This window comes from Chitinophaga sp. W2I13, from assembly GCF_050434005.1.
Classification (GTDB): Bacteria; Bacteroidota; Bacteroidia; order Chitinophagales; family Chitinophagaceae; genus Chitinophaga.
Map to the genome: position 1 here is coordinate 4,245,927 of NZ_JBNPWD010000001.1, position 16,847 is coordinate 4,262,773.

11 protein-coding genes are annotated in these 16,847 nt (G+C 47.6%); 6 read left to right on the forward strand and 5 right to left on the reverse strand.

The genetic code is table 11. The annotated features are described in order from the left end of the window. Positions 1-5: 5 nt before the first annotated feature. Positions 6-983 carry a 2-hydroxyacid dehydrogenase gene (locus QFZ48_RS17745; protein WP_429050730.1) on the reverse strand — a complete coding sequence of 326 codons (978 nt, stop codon included), beginning with the start codon at positions 981-983 and terminating at the stop codon, positions 6-8. Between the two features lie 4 nt (positions 984-987). Next, the gene (locus QFZ48_RS17750; protein WP_429063114.1) at positions 988-3,495 is read right to left on the reverse strand and encodes a cation-translocating P-type ATPase; all 2,508 of its coding nucleotides are present in this window, start codon (positions 3,493-3,495) and stop codon (positions 988-990) included. A 113-nt stretch (positions 3,496-3,608) separates the two neighbouring features. Between QFZ48_RS17750 and QFZ48_RS17755 the strand changes: the two genes are divergently transcribed. The 5 genes from QFZ48_RS17755 to QFZ48_RS17775 all read left to right on the forward strand — a co-directional run bounded on the left by QFZ48_RS17755 (position 3,609) and on the right by QFZ48_RS17775 (position 11,149). Beyond that, positions 3,609-5,684 (forward strand): alpha-N-acetylglucosaminidase, encoded by a 2,076-nt coding sequence (locus tag QFZ48_RS17755; protein WP_429063115.1) that lies wholly within the window; start codon positions 3,609-3,611, stop codon positions 5,682-5,684. Between the two features lie 141 nt (positions 5,685-5,825). Then, on the forward strand, positions 5,826-8,216 hold the full coding sequence (locus QFZ48_RS17760) for an ABC transporter permease (protein WP_429050727.1): 2,391 nt from the start codon (positions 5,826-5,828) through the stop codon (positions 8,214-8,216). A 144-nt stretch (positions 8,217-8,360) separates the two neighbouring features. Further along, complete coding sequence (locus QFZ48_RS17765) at positions 8,361-9,884, forward strand: ArnT family glycosyltransferase (protein ID WP_429063116.1); 1,524 nt, start codon at positions 8,361-8,363, stop codon at positions 9,882-9,884. A 186-nt stretch (positions 9,885-10,070) separates the two neighbouring features. Further along, the gene (locus QFZ48_RS17770) at positions 10,071-10,757 is read left to right on the forward strand and encodes a hypothetical protein (RefSeq protein ID WP_429063117.1); all 687 of its coding nucleotides are present in this window, start codon (positions 10,071-10,073) and stop codon (positions 10,755-10,757) included. Between the two features lie 11 nt (positions 10,758-10,768). After that, positions 10,769-11,149 (forward strand): hypothetical protein, encoded by a 381-nt coding sequence (locus QFZ48_RS17775; protein ID WP_429063118.1) that lies wholly within the window; start codon positions 10,769-10,771, stop codon positions 11,147-11,149. Positions 11,150-11,152: 3 nt separating this feature from the next. Here QFZ48_RS17775 and QFZ48_RS17780 read toward each other — a convergent pair whose 3' ends face one another. The 3 genes from QFZ48_RS17780 to QFZ48_RS17790 all read right to left on the reverse strand — a co-directional run bounded on the left by QFZ48_RS17780 (position 11,153) and on the right by QFZ48_RS17790 (position 14,585). Further along, entirely contained in the window at positions 11,153-12,211 is a 1,059-nt protein-coding gene (locus QFZ48_RS17780; RefSeq protein WP_429050723.1) for a response regulator, read from the reverse strand. A 5-nt stretch (positions 12,212-12,216) separates the two neighbouring features. Continuing rightward, entirely contained in the window at positions 12,217-13,731 is a 1,515-nt protein-coding gene (locus QFZ48_RS17785; RefSeq protein WP_429050722.1) for a PAS domain-containing sensor histidine kinase, read from the reverse strand. 140 nt (positions 13,732-13,871) lie between these two features. Beyond that, positions 13,872-14,585, reverse strand: coding sequence for a pirin family protein (locus QFZ48_RS17790; RefSeq protein WP_429050721.1), 714 nt, complete (start codon positions 14,583-14,585; stop codon positions 13,872-13,874). A 168-nt stretch (positions 14,586-14,753) separates the two neighbouring features. Between QFZ48_RS17790 and QFZ48_RS17795 the strand changes: the two genes are divergently transcribed. Further along, positions 14,754-16,838: a TonB-dependent receptor plug domain-containing protein gene (locus QFZ48_RS17795; protein WP_429063119.1), complete on the forward strand. Its 2,085-nt coding sequence runs from the start codon at positions 14,754-14,756 to the stop codon at positions 16,836-16,838. Positions 16,839-16,847 lie beyond the last annotated feature (9 nt).

The following is a 16,847-nucleotide window of genomic DNA, read 5'->3' on the forward strand; positions in this document are numbered from 1 at the left end:
TTTGTTTACAGGTCATAAATATGATTCACCGGGTTCGGCACCGGCTGGCCGGTTAACGCAGCAATTACATTCTGTGCAGCGATCCTGGACATGGCGTTCCGGGTTTCCAGTGTGGCGGAGCCGATGTGCGGCAGTACTGCTACGGTAGGCATTTCCAGCAGTGGATTATCCGGTTGCATGGGTTCGGGATTGGTAACATCCAGTCCGGCGCCCCATATTTCTCCTTCGCGTAAAGCGGCAATGAGGTCTGTTTCATTGTGGATGCCTCCACGCGCCGCATTAATGAAAATGGCAGTGGACTTCATTTTGCGGAAGGCTTCCCGGTTAAATTTCTCTTTTGTTTCCGGTGTAAGAGAGGTATGTATGCTGATAACATCGCTTTGTTGCAACAGCTCATCAAAAGTTACAAAGGTGGCATCCAGTTCTTTTTCGGCGGCTTCATTGCGGTGCCGGTTACAGTAAATTATTTTCATGCCAAAAGCAGCCTTGCAGCGTTTAGCCATTACCGTGCCTATATTGCCCAGGCCCCATATGCCCAGTGTTTTCCCTTCTATGTCGGTACCGAGGTTGGCGGTAGGAGTAGAAAATCCCCATTCGCCTTTTAAAATTCTTTTATGCTGATAAAACGCTTTACGAGCCACGGAGAGCATCAGTAAAAAAGCGGTGTCGGCGGTGGCATTACTTAATACGCCGGGTGTGTTGGTGATCTGTAAGCCTAGCTCTGTAGCGGCTTTCAGATCTACGTTGTCGTACCCTACGGATAAAAGACTGATCACTTTCAGGTGCCGGCATTGTTCTAAAAATGCCCGGTCCAGTTTTTCGCCACCAGCGAAAAGCAAGGCGTCACTGTTTTTGCAATACTGCACTCTTTGCGCAGCTGTCATCTCCTTTTCTTCCGACCACTGTGTAACGGTAAAGCCCGCACGTTGCAGGAGTGATAATCCTTCTTCCGGAATAATCCTTGTTGTGAATACCTTCATCATATCATCAGTTTAAATTGCGCTGAAATTTTCTCTTCCCCAGTTTCCATATTTCAAACCATAGTACCGATGCTGCGCTGATAGCGGTGCATAGCAGCAGTTCATACAGTGAAAGACCGGTAATACTGAAGAACCTTGCCACCGGCGGAATATATAGCATTGCTGCCAGCAGCAGCAGGGTGATACCAATTACGGCAACCATCAGTTTGTTCCGGTTGCGCATGCTGTGTATAAAAGAATAATAGAACGAACGGTTAACTAAGGTAAGAAAAATATTTGCGAGCACCAGTGTGGTAAACACCATGCTGCGGGTGAGCAGTTCTCCCGCATCCTGCGCCACGCTCCACTGGTAGGCTGATAACACGCCTGCGGTAATGATCAGGCCCTGCAGGATGCTGATATTCATTTCCCGGAAAGAGAGAAAAGTTTGGGTAATGGGCCGGGGTGGTTGCAACATCGCGTTTTCCTCTATCGGTTCATTTTCATACACAATAGAACAGGTGGGGCCCATAATTACTTCCAGGAAGATGACATGCACAGGTGTAAATATATTGGGATAAATCCAGCCGAGGAACAGCGGGAGCGATACCGTGAGTATGATAGGAATATGAATAGAGATGATATACTGCACCGCCTTTTTTATATTGGTATAAATTCTCCGTCCCATTGCGATAGCATCCACCATGTTGCTGAGGTCGTCATTTACCAGGATGAGCGCTGCTGCCTGTTTGGCAATTTCTGTTCCCTTTTTGCCCATGGCAATACCGATGTGAGCGGCCTTCAGCGCAGGGCCGTCGTTTACGCCGTCGCCGGTCATGGCCACCACTTCATTATCTGCCTTTAAGGCATTGATAGCCGCCAGTTTTGCTTCCGGGAACATGCGGGTGAAAATGTTGACGGACTGCAATGTTTGCTGCATCTTTTTTTCATTCATCTGCATCAGGGTATCACCGTTCACGGCTTCATCTGACTGCTGCAGGCCGGCTTGCCTTGCAATGGCGCGGGTGGTAACGGCGTTATCACCGGTAATAATCTTCACCTTAATACCGGCCTGGTAAAACTGGCGGAACACCTCACTGATATTGCTTTTGGGAGGATCGTAGAAAGCCAGCAAACCGGTAAAAACAAACGGCAGCTCCTGTTGAGTGGCGGGGTAATTGTTGCCGGTAAAATCAGAAGTGGCTACTCCCAATACCCGGTAGCCTTTTGCCGCCAATATATTTACCTGGTCGAGGATCATTTGTTTTTCTTTTTCCGGGAGATGGGAAACCTGCAATATTGCTTCCGGCGCTCCTTTTGCTGCCACGAGGCGTTTGCCGGCAGCATTCTCAAAAATATGCGTCATCATAGGCGGCTTGCCTTCCAGCGGGTATTCATGTACCATGGTGTAATTGGTACGCTCATCCAGCGGCGTCATTTCTTCGTATAGCCGGTGCAGTGTTTTCTCCATCGGGTCAAAAGGTACGGGCTCACTGGCCCACATCGCCGTGCTGATCAGCACTGACGGAAAATGGCCTTTTTCATATAGCGTATAGTCGGCGCCGTTATATACCGCCTGCAAACTCATTTTGTTTTCAGTAATGGTACCTGTTTTATCGGTGCAGATAACGGTAGCACTGCCCAGCGCTTCTACCGTACGGATCTTTTTTACAATGATTCCCATCTGCATGAGTCGCCTGGAACCCAGTGCCATAAAGGTGGTGAATGCTACTGGTATTTCTTCCGGTAAAACCGACATAGCCAGGGTTAATCCTTTCAGCAAGCTGTCGGTAAGACTGCCACTGCGGATATAATTAAACAACCATACCGCCAGGAAAACGATGGCGCCGGCCACGGCCATCCATTTTACAAACTGCCGGATTTGTAATTGCAGTGGTGTTGTTTCTTCTTTGATATTAAGGATGGCTTCCCCCAGCTGGCCGATTTTTGTTTGCGCGCCTACTTCCTGTACTTCACAGATGGCCAGTCCGGATGCCACTACCGTGCCGCTGTACACTTTGTTATCTTCACTGTCGCTTTGCTTGAATACGGCGTAAGCCTCGCCGGTGAGCGCGGATTCGTTGACGGAAAAGTCATTGCTGTGTACAATCATACCATCGGCATTGATCGTATTACCTTCAGATACCAGCATCATATCTCCCTTTACAATTTCGCTGGTGGGTAAACTTTTCAATTCTCCGTTGCGGATAACCTTGCTGAGGGGCTCATTCATTTTCTCCAGCGCCTCCAGCGCTTTGCGGCTGCGGCTATCCTGGTAAAATGAAATGCCTGATACCAGCGCAATGGCCGCCAGCATAAAATAGGCTTCGCCAAGTTCACCCATCACAAAGTAGATAGCCGTTACTGCTATCAGCAATACCAGCATGGGTTCTTCCATGATTTCTTTTAATACGGCTTTCAACGGACTGGTAACAGGTTCCGGAGGATTATTACTGCCATATTGTTGTCTTGAAGCGGTAACGGCTGCTTCATCTAAACCTTTGATATGCTCCGGCAAATTGATCTGTCCAGCCATGCAGGGTTGTTTTGGTGAAAAGAGGTCTGTTAAATTTACGAATTATGAATTAAGGATCAGGAATTCATAATTTTTTACCATCTTTAAAGATTGATTGATCTAACAGTGAACCAATGAAAAATAAGCAACTGCTGGCAGCGCTGCTGCTATGCTTGTCTGCGTCTGTTTTTGCGCAGGATTATCCCGCTGTGAAACAACTGGCACAACGCCGAGTACCGTGGCTGGCTGATAAGCTGGTATTGAAAAGTATCCCCGCAGAAAACGGCAAAGATGTATTTGAAATCACCACCCCCGGCAAAGAAGTAAGAATCATGGCTTCCAGCCCCAGCGCCGCTGCAGCAGGCCTCAACTGGTACCTGAAGTATTATTGTCACCGTTCCATGTCGCACATGGGCGATAACCTGGCGCCGGTATCCCCGTTGCCCTCCATAAAGGACAAAGTACACATCAATACCTCCTACGATTACCGTTATGCGCTCAATTATTGCACCATCAGCTATACGATGAGCTTCTACAGCTGGAAGGACTGGGAACATGAACTGGACTGGATGGCGCTTAATGGCGTAAACGTAATGCTCGCTACCATGGGTACGGAAGCGGTGTGGCAGCATACGCTGGAGCGGCTAGGATACAGCAGCGACGAGGCCCGTAAGTTTGTGGCAGGTCCTGGATTCACTGCGTGGTGGCTCATGGGCAACCTCGAAGGATGGGGCGGGCCGGTTACCCAGCAAATGATCGATCAGCAAACAACATTGGAGAAGCAGGTGCTTGCCCATATGCAGGGACTCGGTATTGCCCCTGTGATGCAGGGCTTTTATGGAATGATCCCTGTAAGCCTGAAGGAGAAAATGAAGATCAGGGTAGTGGAACAAGGCAAATGGGCGGGTGGCTTCCAACGCCCGGATTTCCTGGTGCCCGGAGATAGTGCCTTTACCAAAATAGCCGGTATTTATTATGAAGAGATGAAAAAGCTCTACGGCAGCAATATCCGCTTCTTTGCCGGTGATCCCTTTCATGAAGGAGGGATCAGTAAAGGGGTAGATGTAACCGCCGCCGCCCGTACTATTCAGCAAACCATGTTACAGCATTTCCCGGGTAGCACCTGGGTGTTGCAGGGATGGCAGGCCAATCCCTCGGGCGCACTGCTAGCGGGACTTGATAAATCGAAAGTGCTGGTGCAGGAACTTTTTGGAGAAAATACGGCCAACTGGGAAACCCGCAAAGGATATGAAGGCACGCCCTTTATCTGGTGCAGTGTCACCAACTTTGGGGAAAAGTCCGGGCTCTATGGTAAGCTGCAGCGCTTTGCAGATGAAACATGGCGCGCGGCGCACAGTCCGTATGCTGCCAAGTTCAAAGGCATAGGTATTATGCCGGAAGGAATCCACAACAACCCGGTGATCTACGACCTAATGCTCGAACTGGCCTGGCATTCGGAGAAAACAGACATAAAGGAATGGATAAAATCATATGTACGTTACCGTTATGGCAGCGATAATGCGCAGTTGCAGGCTGCGTGGCAGGGATTGATTGCTACCGCTTACAGCAGCTTTCCGCAATACCAGGAAGGCCCCAATGAGTCGGTATTCTGTGCAAGGCCCACACTGGAAGATAAACCCGTGTCATCCTGGGGAACGCGCAAGCGGAACTATGATATCCGGCAATTTGCCGAAGCGGTAGCGGAGTTCATGAAGGCAGCGCCCAAAATGAAGGATAACGCTACCTATGAAATTGACGCCATTGATTTCCAGCGCCAGGTAACCGCCAACCAGGGCGAAGAGGTATTTGCCGGTATGGTGGCTGCCTACCGGAAAAAAGACCTGGCAGCATTTAAACAAACATCCAACGCTTTCTTCGCGCTCATAAAGCAGCAAGACCTGTTGCTGAGTGGCAGCCGTCATTTCAGGCTGGATACCTGGATAACCGCAGCGCAGAGTATGGGACAAACACCCGCTGAAAAAGCCCTGCTGGTAAAGAATGCCAAAACACAGATTACTTATTGGGGGCCGGACAACCCGGAAACAGATCTGCATGATTATGCCAACAAGGAATGGGGTGGTTTGATGCGGAATTTTTATCTCCCCCGCTGGAAAATGTATATTACTTATCTCACTGCGCAGTTAGAAGGGAAGCCGGCCACCGCGCCTGATTTCTTCCAGTGGGAAAAACAATGGACGATGCAGCCATAGCGTATTTGCCGGCGTTCGAAAATGAACATATTCCATACGAAAGTGAACATTGTCTATCGAGTGCTTAATTATAAGGAACTGATAACCAAAGGTGCCGGATTCCGGCACCTTTTTTATAAGTATGTTTCAAATCTCACCGCAATGTTCCGCAACTATTGTAAGATCGCTTTCAGAAGCCTGATGAAAAGCAAATTCACCTCATTTGTTAACATCGGTGGTTTGGCAATAAGCCTGGCAAGTTTTCTCATTATCTTACTATATCTTAACTATGAACTCAGTTATGATCGCTGGGATCCTTCCCTGAAACAGGTATACCGTGTGTCACGGCAAACGGAAAGTAATTTCGCCAACAATCCTGTGCCGGCTCCCCTGGCGCCTTTGCTGCAGGAACATATGAAGGAAGTGGAGGCATACACCCGTATAATACCCTCGGGTAAACATGAAATACTGATCAGTGTAGATGATCGCAAAATATATCAGCAAAACGTGGTGATGGCTGACAGCGGATTTTTGCAGGTATTTCCTTTGCAGCTACTGGCAGGAAATGCAGCTACGGCTTTCAATGCACCTGCTTCTGCATTGATTACAAAAGCGGTCAGCGAAAAATTGTTTGGTAAAGAAGATCCCATGGGGAAAGTGATAAAGGTGTATAACCGGATGGCTTTCACTGTATCCGGGGTTATTGCGGAACCGGCCACGCCTTCGCATATAAACGCTTCCATTATATTGAGAGACCCATATATGGCTGCTAATAGTGGCTGGGGTAATATTTCCTATATTTCGTATATCCGTTTAAGAGAGCCATTAACACCGGGAATATTGGAAGATAAAGTGAACCGTATTTTTTATGAGCATCGCCTGAAAACAGGTAATGAATCTTACGCAGCCTATATTAAAGCGGGACATGCGCCTTCGCTGTTTACGGAAGCCGTACCGGATATTCATAATTTCCCACGTTTGGGAAGCAGCCCTTTTAAAACAACCATGATTCTGTTCCTGCTGGCAGGTTTACTATTGCTGAGCGGCGCGCTGAATTCCAGCAACCTGTCACTGGTAAAAACGTTGAAACGCTCACGGGAAGTGGGAGTACGAAAAGTGATGGGTTCCAGCCGCTCCCAGATACTTGGACAGTTTATGATGGAAGTAACCATTCAATGCGGTATCAGCCTGTTACTGGCCATGTGCCTGTGTATTATCATGCTGCCTTTGTTTAACCAAACGTTTGGGTTGTCGTTGTCTTTCTCCGGTCAGCTGTATTCCTATAAAATGATCCTCCAGGGCGGTGCTGCTTTGTTGGCTATTATACTTATTTCGGGCTTGTACCCGGCGCTGGTATTTGCGCGCAGGAGCGTAGTACATGTGATGAAGGGTAATTTCAGCATGGGCAATACCGGCAAGCGTTTCAGCCATTCGCTGATCGTGGTGCAGTTTGCCGTATCTGTATTTTTTATGGTGAGTGTGTTGGTGATGGCGCACCAGATGAATTTTATGAAACACCGGGATATTGGTTTTAATCCTGAGCAGGTAGTACAGATAGAAGCGATGCAGCCAACCCGTGAAAAGAATTTTGAGCAAACAAGAGCAAAGCTGCTACGTATTCCCGGGGTGCAACTGGTATCCAAAACCACGGCGGTTCCCGGCGGCGATATAGATACTTCTTTCAGCACTTTCAATTATGCAGGCAGCAGCAGGGCACTCTCTTCCGTGCGGGTAAGTACCGATTTTTTTGCCACGCTCGGTATTGCAGTCCTGGCTGGCAGGATGTTTTCGGATGCACACCCGGAGGACCAGGACAACACGGCCATCATCAACGAATCGGCGGCCAAATCGCTTGGCGTGGTTGATCCTGTGGGTACACAGATCCGCTATGCCTCCTGCGACAGTGTGCCCTACCAGATAGTGGGGGTAGTGAAAGATTTCCAGGTGCAGGGTTTTGATAGTTATGTACGTCCCACCCTGTACAGTATTTCCAATGCACATTGCACTTATCAGTCGGGAGGAGCGCTCCTGGTGAAGGTGAATACGGCCAACCTGGATAAAACGCTGGCAGGTATCAGTGCCCTATGGGAAACGATAGAGCCGGGATTTCCGCTGCGCTATTCATTCCTGGATGATAATTTTCAACAGGTATTCAGCAGCTACACGCGGGTACAATATATCATTCATGTGTTCACCTTCATCTCCGTTTTCATTTCTGTAATGGGCTTGCTGGCGCTGACGGTATACATGACGGAGCAACGTACCCGGGAAATAGGCATCCGGAAAGTATTGGGAGCCAGTGTAGGTGGGATTGTAGCGTTGTTGTCAAAAGATTTCCTCAAACTGGTGATCTTTTCTGTATTGATTGCCACACCTGTAGCCTGGTATCTACTGGAACGCTGGCTGAGGGATTTTGCCTACCGGACAGGCATCAGCTGGTACCTGTTTGCGATAGCAGCAGCCGGCGCATTACTCATTGCTTTTGCTACCGTGGGACTGCAGTCGCTACGGGCAGCAAGGGCTAATCCTGTAAATAGTCTGAAGGCGGAATAATCCCTTATTGAAGCTGAACGAAGGGGTACAGTAATGTTAATTATAGTTAAGCAGCAGGTATGAAATTACCAAGCGGCACAGAGATTGTGGAAGGAGGGCATCTGACCACATCATCTGTTATAATTACAACTGTCAGCCTATCATATGCAGGATCTACCGGGGAGTAATCGTTTCATTGCTTATATCACAGCGCATAAATGGATGGCTATCGCCATCGGAATGATTGTGCTGCTAAGATTTTCGTTTATAGGTGTTATGGGTGCCATGCCCCAGGACGCCTATTATTATTTCTACGGACAACACTTCGCCCTGTCATATTTCGATCACCCACCGGCTATTGCCTGGATCCTGCGTGCTTTTACAGACTTATTTGGCCGGCATGTATTTGTGATCAAGCTGGCAGATACCCTGGTTACCATTGGTACGCTGCTGGCCTTTTACAGTTTATCGAGGTGCTTCCTGCCACTGGAGCGTGCCTGGAATAGCTTGTTGCTGCTGAGCGCTACGCTGATGGTCACTATCTTATCACTGGTATCCACACCCGATGTGCCGTTGCTATTGTTCTGGACTTTATCGCTGATAGCGGTGTACCGGGCGGTATTTGAGCAGCGTAAAGCCTATTGGATATGGGCAGGGATTGCCATGGGGCTGGCATTCGACAGCAAATACACGGCTGTTTTCCTGCCGGCGGGAGCGGTGCTTTATTTATTACTGTCGAAAGAACACCGGCGGTATTTGTGGTCCCCCTGGTTCCTGGCCAGTGTCGTGTTTTTCTGCATCACCATTTTGCCCGTGGTGATCTGGAATGTGGATAACGACTTTGCGTCTTTCCGGTTCCAGTCGTCCGACCGGGTAGAGGGCGTGGAGTTCCGTCCGCTGGACTTTTTCGGTGTCGTTGGTCACCAGGCGGCTATTCTGCTGCCGGTATTATTTTTTGCATTGCTATATTATGTGTATAAACTGGTTCGTAAATACAGATGGCATATTACGCGGATCTCTGCCCGTCAGCTTTTCCTCTTATGTTTTTTTATTCCTGTTTTTGGTATTTTCCTGGTGATTTCTCCCATTTACTGGGTAAAGATAAACTGGATGATGCCTGCTTATATAACGGGCACTATATGGATAAGCACCTGGATCACCTTTAAGTATGTACGCTGGCAATGGATCTGTTCATTGGTGATACACCTGGCGCTGGCAGTGGAAATCATTTTTTATCCTGTACCCATTCATTCAGATGATACCATGATCGGCTGGAAAGGACTGGGCGATGGTGTGAAGGCATTGTCGAAAGAATACCCCGATGATTTTATTTTTTCTGCCGATGATTATAAAACCAGTGCGATGCTCAATCTTTACCTGGGGCGCATGGTATACTCCCGTAATATTATTGGTGAGAATGCACTGCAGTTCGATTTTATCGGAACCAATATAAACGCATTAAAAGGAAAAAATGCCCTGTTTATCAATTCACTGACCGATGTAAATGATGATGTGGATGAACAGGAATTTGTAACAGAAGAACTGGCGCCGTTCTTTAGCTCCGTGCGGTCGCTGCCTCCTATTGTTGTTACCCAGCAAGGCCGCGTAGTAAGGAAATTCCTCGTTTTCCGCTGTATAAATTACCAGCCTCATCAGTCCGCTAATGATCCCGGTCATCTAAAAAAATGATGACTGTCAACAGAAGGAGTAATGCCCGTCATTGTTCAGCAACGAATTCCGGTTTAGTTTTACGGCAGCATTTGGACATCCACCTGGATTCCTTGGCGTAAACAAAAAGCGAAGATGTGCTGTTGAGAAGGTATCACCGTTCTATCAGCGGTGGTACTTTTACCTACTGTTAAAAAAATGCAAATCATGTTCAGCGGATTAACTCCTACATCCCGTCAGCGGAAATTTTGTGAAGGTTTTCTTTTTTTTCCCATCAGGCATTTACGTAAATATGGGAATCATATTTTCAGACAATACGGACGTCATGCCGGTGTGAAAACATTGCTGGATATGCAACTGGGTATGCCGGGTAACAACGACCGGTACGCAGAAGAAATACAACGCTGTATCGCAGATAAAGCGGCGCCTGAAACGGCAAAGGTGATGCTGAAACTGGAAGAATTTTATACACAGGTACAGGCATCAGCCGGTAGTTTACCGGGGCTTTACCTGGATTTCAGTGATCTCATCATTCATTTCTACCGGGAGGTATCTATTTACCACAATGTAATCCTGCGTAATATGAAGCAGGAATTGCAGCCGGCCGGAAGGTCTAAAAAACGGGAACCGGAAGGGGAGCCCGCACAGGAACACATCAATAAACTTTATAAGGTAGTGAAGGAATTTGTTTTGCAAAGCAAAACGATGTTGTCTGTATTGGAAGACGTGGCAAGAAAGGAAAACTATTTACCGGGCGAACAATATCTCCGTCATATTATGGAGTTAATGTCAGGTATCCGGCAAATGAATCATCACCAGCAACATCTATGTCAGCTATTAAAGAAATGGGGTGCAGATAAAAATCTGCACATGCAGCAAACCTATTATAATTAGCAACTATCAATATGCCGTATGATCCTAGCACTGAAACAGATATTGCGGCCTACCGGGAGGCATGTAACAACTGGATCAGAACCCTGAAAGCTTTAAGAGAAGATAATGCTTCGCTGATTAACCGGCTGGCGGCTGCGTTGAAAGAAACTACGCGGCGGTCGTTTATTGAGGAGGCAGAAGAATTTCAGCTCACGATGCTGGACCGGGAAGAGTCGCTGATCCTGTTACGGCATGAAATAAGGGAGCAGCTTGACTGGCTGAATAAGCAGCCGGCTGGCGTGCCTTCGCCGCATCTTTATGCGGTGCTGAAAAATGATATGGAGGGAATGATGCAGGAGTACGAGCGTTTAAAGTTGGCATTCCTCATTTTTATAGCGGCAGAAAAAGTATAGGCATCAGTTTACCAGCGCCGCCAGTTTTTTGAGAGATAAAAATGCGATCTGCCCCTCTTTCAGGGCAATCAGCTGTTCATCCCTGAAATCGCCCAACGTGCGTATCAATGATTCTTTTGCGACTCCCGCTACCGCGGCAAGGTTTTCCCGGCTGATATCGATCGTAAAATGTTTACTGCCGGCTGTATTGTATTTTTTGTCGAGCATCAGCAATGCTTCCGCTACTTTCTTACGGAGCGAGTTATACGCCAACCCGATCAGTTGTTGTTCTTTTTCCGCCATTTCTTTTGATAACAGCTGGATAAATTTCCCCAGCACTTCCGGGTTACTGCTGATCAGCTGTTCAAAATCTTTTTGCGGGATCACTGCTACCAGCGTGTCTTCCATCGCTTCCGCATATTCCTGGTAGTTGCCGCCTTCGAGCAGGGCATTATATCCAAGAAAATCCCCTTCGTTATATAAACCTATGATCAGTTCTTTTCCTTCATCGTTACGTTTATAGGTTTTTACTTTTCCCTGGAGCAGGTAATATAAATGATCCGGGCGGTTGCCGGCAGCGTAAATGCGTTGTTTCTTCTTATAGTGATTGGTATTGCGGTTTTCTTTGAGTAGGGTGAGCTGATCTTTGCCGGTACTGGCCGACAGCAGTACCTGGAGCCCGTGCAAGCCGGTAACCGTGTCCTGTTTGATCTCAGCGCATCTTTTCAGCCGGCTTTCTATTGCGCTGAGCAACTCTGTGCCTTCAAAGGGCTTGGTAATATAATCATCTGCACCCAGCTCCATTCCTTTCCGTATATCTGTTCTTTCTGCTTTGGCTGTCAGGAAGATAAAAGGCGTTTTCTGGAGGGCCTTGTTTTTATGCAGCATGTGTAAAACGCCATAGCCATCCAGCACGGGCATCATGATATCGCATACAATAAGGTCGGGCAGGTGTTCGAGCGCCATGGCCACGCCTTCTTTGCCATTGGTGGCAGTGAGCACCTGGTAATTGGCCAGTTCAAGGATTTCCGCCACGTTTTCACAGATGGCAACATTATCTTCAATCAGCAGTATTTTTTCCATGAGCCTCAGTTTTGGGGGAAGGGAACCGTAACAAGGAACTCTGTGCCTTTTTCCGGACCGCTGTTACAGGAAACTGTACCATTCATCAATTCCGCATATTTGGCTACAATGTGCAGTCCAAGTCCAGTGCCCTGAATATTGGACACATGCTGGCTGCGGAAAAACCGCTCAAAAAGATGCTGCCTGTCTTCTTCTGAAATACCTATTCCCTTGTCTTTTACGGATAGCTGGAAGCTGTTGTCGCTACATTGTGACCGGATGGAAATAATGGCTCCCTCCGGAGAAAACTTGATGGCATTGGATACAAGATTCATAACAATGTGTTTTAATAGTGTAGGGTCCATGCAGGCATGGGCGGCGCCGTGGTGCGCATAGTAAATATTCTGTTTGGTTTTTTTGAGTCCGTCCATTTCGCCCAGGATGTTGCTGATGTGTTTACCGGCGTCGAAGGTGCTGTGGCGTACCTGGATCTTTCCTTCTTCTATTTTTCCTACCGAGAGGAAGTCGTTTAGTATATCCGTCAGCATATTTACCGCGGAAATAATACGTTGAATGTGTTTGCTCCGTTTGGCTACGTCATCATCTGCTTCATATTTGGACACCAGGTAGATGGAAGAAAGGATGGCGCTGAGGGGCGTCCTGAATTCATGGGAAGCGAGGGATACAAACCTTGATTTAAGTTCATTAAGCTCCCGTTCTTTTTCCAGGGAAGTTCTCAGCTCAGATTCCGCCTGTTTAATGCGGGAGAGGTCGATGGCAATACCAATGTACCCGGTAATATCGGCCGCATCCCGTATGGCGGATACCGTCAGGGAAACCGGCAGCGTGCTACCATCTTTCCGGATGTACTGCCATTCATATTCGTTATAGAGGTTTAGCCTGGCTTTAATGGTGAGCGTTTCCATACCGGGAGCCACCGGCTGGTTCAGCTGCTGTGAAAATTCTTCTGCCCGCAGGGCTACTTCCTCCGGATCGTGCAGCAGCATCGGGGTATATACATCCACCACTTCACTGGCTTTATAGCCTAGAATCCTCTCTGCTGCAGGGTTGAACCACCGGATGAAACCATCGTTATTGATTACGATGATCATGGCGCCGGTACTGGTCCATAAGCTGTTAAGGAAGCTGTTCATGCGCTGGAGCGAGCCGTCTTTCACAGCTGCTTCTTTGCGTTGCTGCGAAAGTTCCCGCAGGGTCATCTCCGCATTCCGGCGATCGGTGGTGTCGGTGATGTAAATAATGGTTAGTATTCCTTCCGGGGTGGAGTGGTTAGCCTGGCTGATCTCTGCCGGGAACTGGCTGCCGTTTTTCCTTACCGCATACTGTTCTTTATGATCGCTGACAAGCAGCAGGCTCACCAGCTGACCTGTCACTTCTTCTTTCGTATAGCCAAACTGGTTAAGCAGAAAGGGATTGGCCATCACGATCCGCTGCTGATTGTCGGCAACCAGTATGCTGATGGTGGCATGGTTAAAGAGTACCTCGAAACCTATGTAATTATTTTGGGAGGTATTAATCATACAGGTAATTGAGCCTTTGAAGCGGTGCAATATAAATTTAATGATTCCCGGTGGAATAAATTACCTGTATGAATAAATTGGATGTTATTATTTTAGAAAAGTAATAACATGTCTGTATTTAATATGTATTAAGAAGGGATTTACTTCTGATTGACAGGCGTTTCGATAACCAGGAATGTTGTTTTTTCGCCGCACTGCAATGTCACCTCACCGGTTTCCCATATCCCTATCGCATCACGTGGCTGTAATACCTGGTCCTGCAACCTGAGGCTGCCGTCAATAGAAAAGATAAACAGGCACTTATTCAAGGGGTTGAAGGTATAGGTAACACTGGCCGGTTGCTCATAGTATCCGAGCGACAGCTTCGCATTCTGATTGATCCAGCAGTGTTCCATCCCTTCTTCGCCGGATACGATCGTCACCAGTTTATTCTTTCTTTTTTCCTGCGGGAAACTCCGTTGCTGATACCTCGGTGAAATGTTTTGTTGTTTGGGAAGAATCCAGATCTGTAAGAAGTTAACTTCTTCCGTACCTATATTATACTCTTCATGCCTTAACCCGCTGCCGGCACTCATGATTTGCACCGCAGGTGCTTCTATCTCGGTACTGTATCCCATGGAATCTTTATGGTTCATCTTTCCTTTCAGTAAAACGGAAATGATTTCCATATTCACATGCGGATGTGTACCAAAGCCTTTGCCGGCTGCTACATAGTCGTCGTTGAACGCAATCAGCGTACCGAAAGCGCTGCGCATGGGATGATAAAAATCGCTGAAGCTGAAAAAGAAATTACTTTTCAGCCAGCCTATGTCTTTAACGCCTCTGTCGGCCGCCGGGAAGTATTGTGTTTTCATATATTAATGAACAGGTAATGATTTAAAATTGTTCCGGTAACGGTTAGTTTTCCGGACTAACTAAGTTAACAGCAAATTTCCGGATCTCGTAAATAACTTTCCCAAACTCGTAAAGGTGCTGTTGTTTATGCCCGTACTTTTGCTTCACAATTTCAGATAAACCTTAAGATGTATAAATATTTATTCCTGCTCACCTGCATCATGCGGGTAGGGACCCTTTTTGCCCAAACCGACACTACTTCCGGCAGTAAAGTGTTACAGGAAGTAGTGGTTACCGCTACCAGGAATGAACAACTGCTAAGCAAAGTGCCGGTACCGGTTACCGTCATCCATAAACAACAGATACAGGCCATGGGAGCGGTATTGCTGCAACAGGTGCTGGCAGAACAAACCGGCCTGTTCATCACCTCCAATCATGGAACAGGTGTGCAGATGCAGGGACTGGAGGCAGAGTACACACTGATACTGCTGGATGGAGAACCGCTCATAGGCAGAACTGCCGGCACGTTCGACCTGTCGAGGATTGTGGTGAGTAATATAGAAAGAATTGAAATCATTAAAGGGCCTGTTTCTTCACTCTACGGGAGTGATGCATTGGCCGGCGTTATTAACATCATTACCAGCAACAACAGCAAGGAGGGAATAAGCAGTATCAGCGCGCGGTATGGTTCCAATAATACCTATGCCCTCGATGGCAGTACACGTATTCCTTATAAGAAAGGCTCTTTCTCCGCCAGTGTAAATGCTTATAACAGTGACGGCTACACGCTTGGTAACCAAAGCACTGCGCCTACTGTATCGCCATTTAAAGCATATACGGCACAGTCGCGCTGGCAGCACAACTGGTCCGGCAAATGGAGCACCATCCTCTCCGGGCGCTACTATGAACAAAAGTATAACAGTTATTTCCCGGATGCCAAAGGAATGGTGGATGATATCGGAAAGGAGAAGGACATGAACGGATCGTTACAGCTGATTCATACGCCGGTACAGCGTTTCAAACAAACGTGGCGGGTGTATTATTCGCGGTATTCCACCAATGAAGCTATGCATTACCGGGAGGACAAAAGTTTGTATGATGCATCATTTTTTACCCAGCAATATCTGAAACCGGAATATCAGGCCGACTGGCAGCTGCATCCGAAACATCAGCTCACCGCGGGTGTGGGATATGTGCATGAATCGCTCGAAGCCACCCGCTATGAGGAACGGATGGCCTTTAATACCGGGTATGTATTTATACAGGAAAACTGGAAACCGGCAAATGCATGGAATGTATTACTCGGCGGCCGCTTTGATACGCATAACCAATACCCATCTCAGTTCAGTCCGAAGTTATCGGTGTCGTATCAGCTAACGCCCAACTGGCGCCTGCTGGGCACCATCGGCCGCGGCTACCGTGCGCCTGATTTCAGGCAGCTATACCTGCATTTTAATAACGCAGCAGTTGGTTACACCGTAGTAGGTACCAAACTGGCAGCGGATATCCTGAAAGAAATGGAGCAACAGGGGCAGATCAAACAGGTGAACATCGATCCGGAACAATTGAAAAACCTGGATGCCGAAAGCTCCTGGTCCTATAACCTGGGAGTGGAAGGGAAACCATTTTCCCATACCACCACCAAAGTAAATGTCTTTTATAACAGTGTAAAAAACCTGATAGACACCCGCGCTATTGCCGTAAAAACAAACGACCTGGCAGTATATAGCTACGTAAACATCAACAGCATTACTACTGCCGGCGCAGAAGCGGAGCTGGGACAGGCTGTAGGCAGGCATTTGCAGCTGTCCGCCGGCTACCAATACCTTCGCTCAAAAGATAATGATCTTTTCAAAAAGGTGAAAAACGGGGAAGTATATACGAAAGATGAAACCACCGGAGAAACACGCGCACTTACCCGCCGCGAATACTTCGGATTATTTAACCGCTCACATCATTCAGCCAACCTGAAAATAGCGTATAGCCTGTACCGTTTGGGTATCGATGCAAATGCACGAATGCTGTACCGAAGTAAATACGGCTTCACCGACGAGAACGGGAATAACACACCGGATAAGGACAGTGAGTTTGTACCCGGTTATGCTACGGTAAATCTTGCGGCAGCTAAATACCTGTTCAAACGGCAGCTGCGTATGCAGGCCACGCTGGAAAACGTGTTTAACTACACGGATGCACAGCATATCAGCACCATGCCAGGCAGGATCTATTCCGTTAGCGCCACCTGGAATTTTTATCATCACGTAAACCATTAACCAAATACT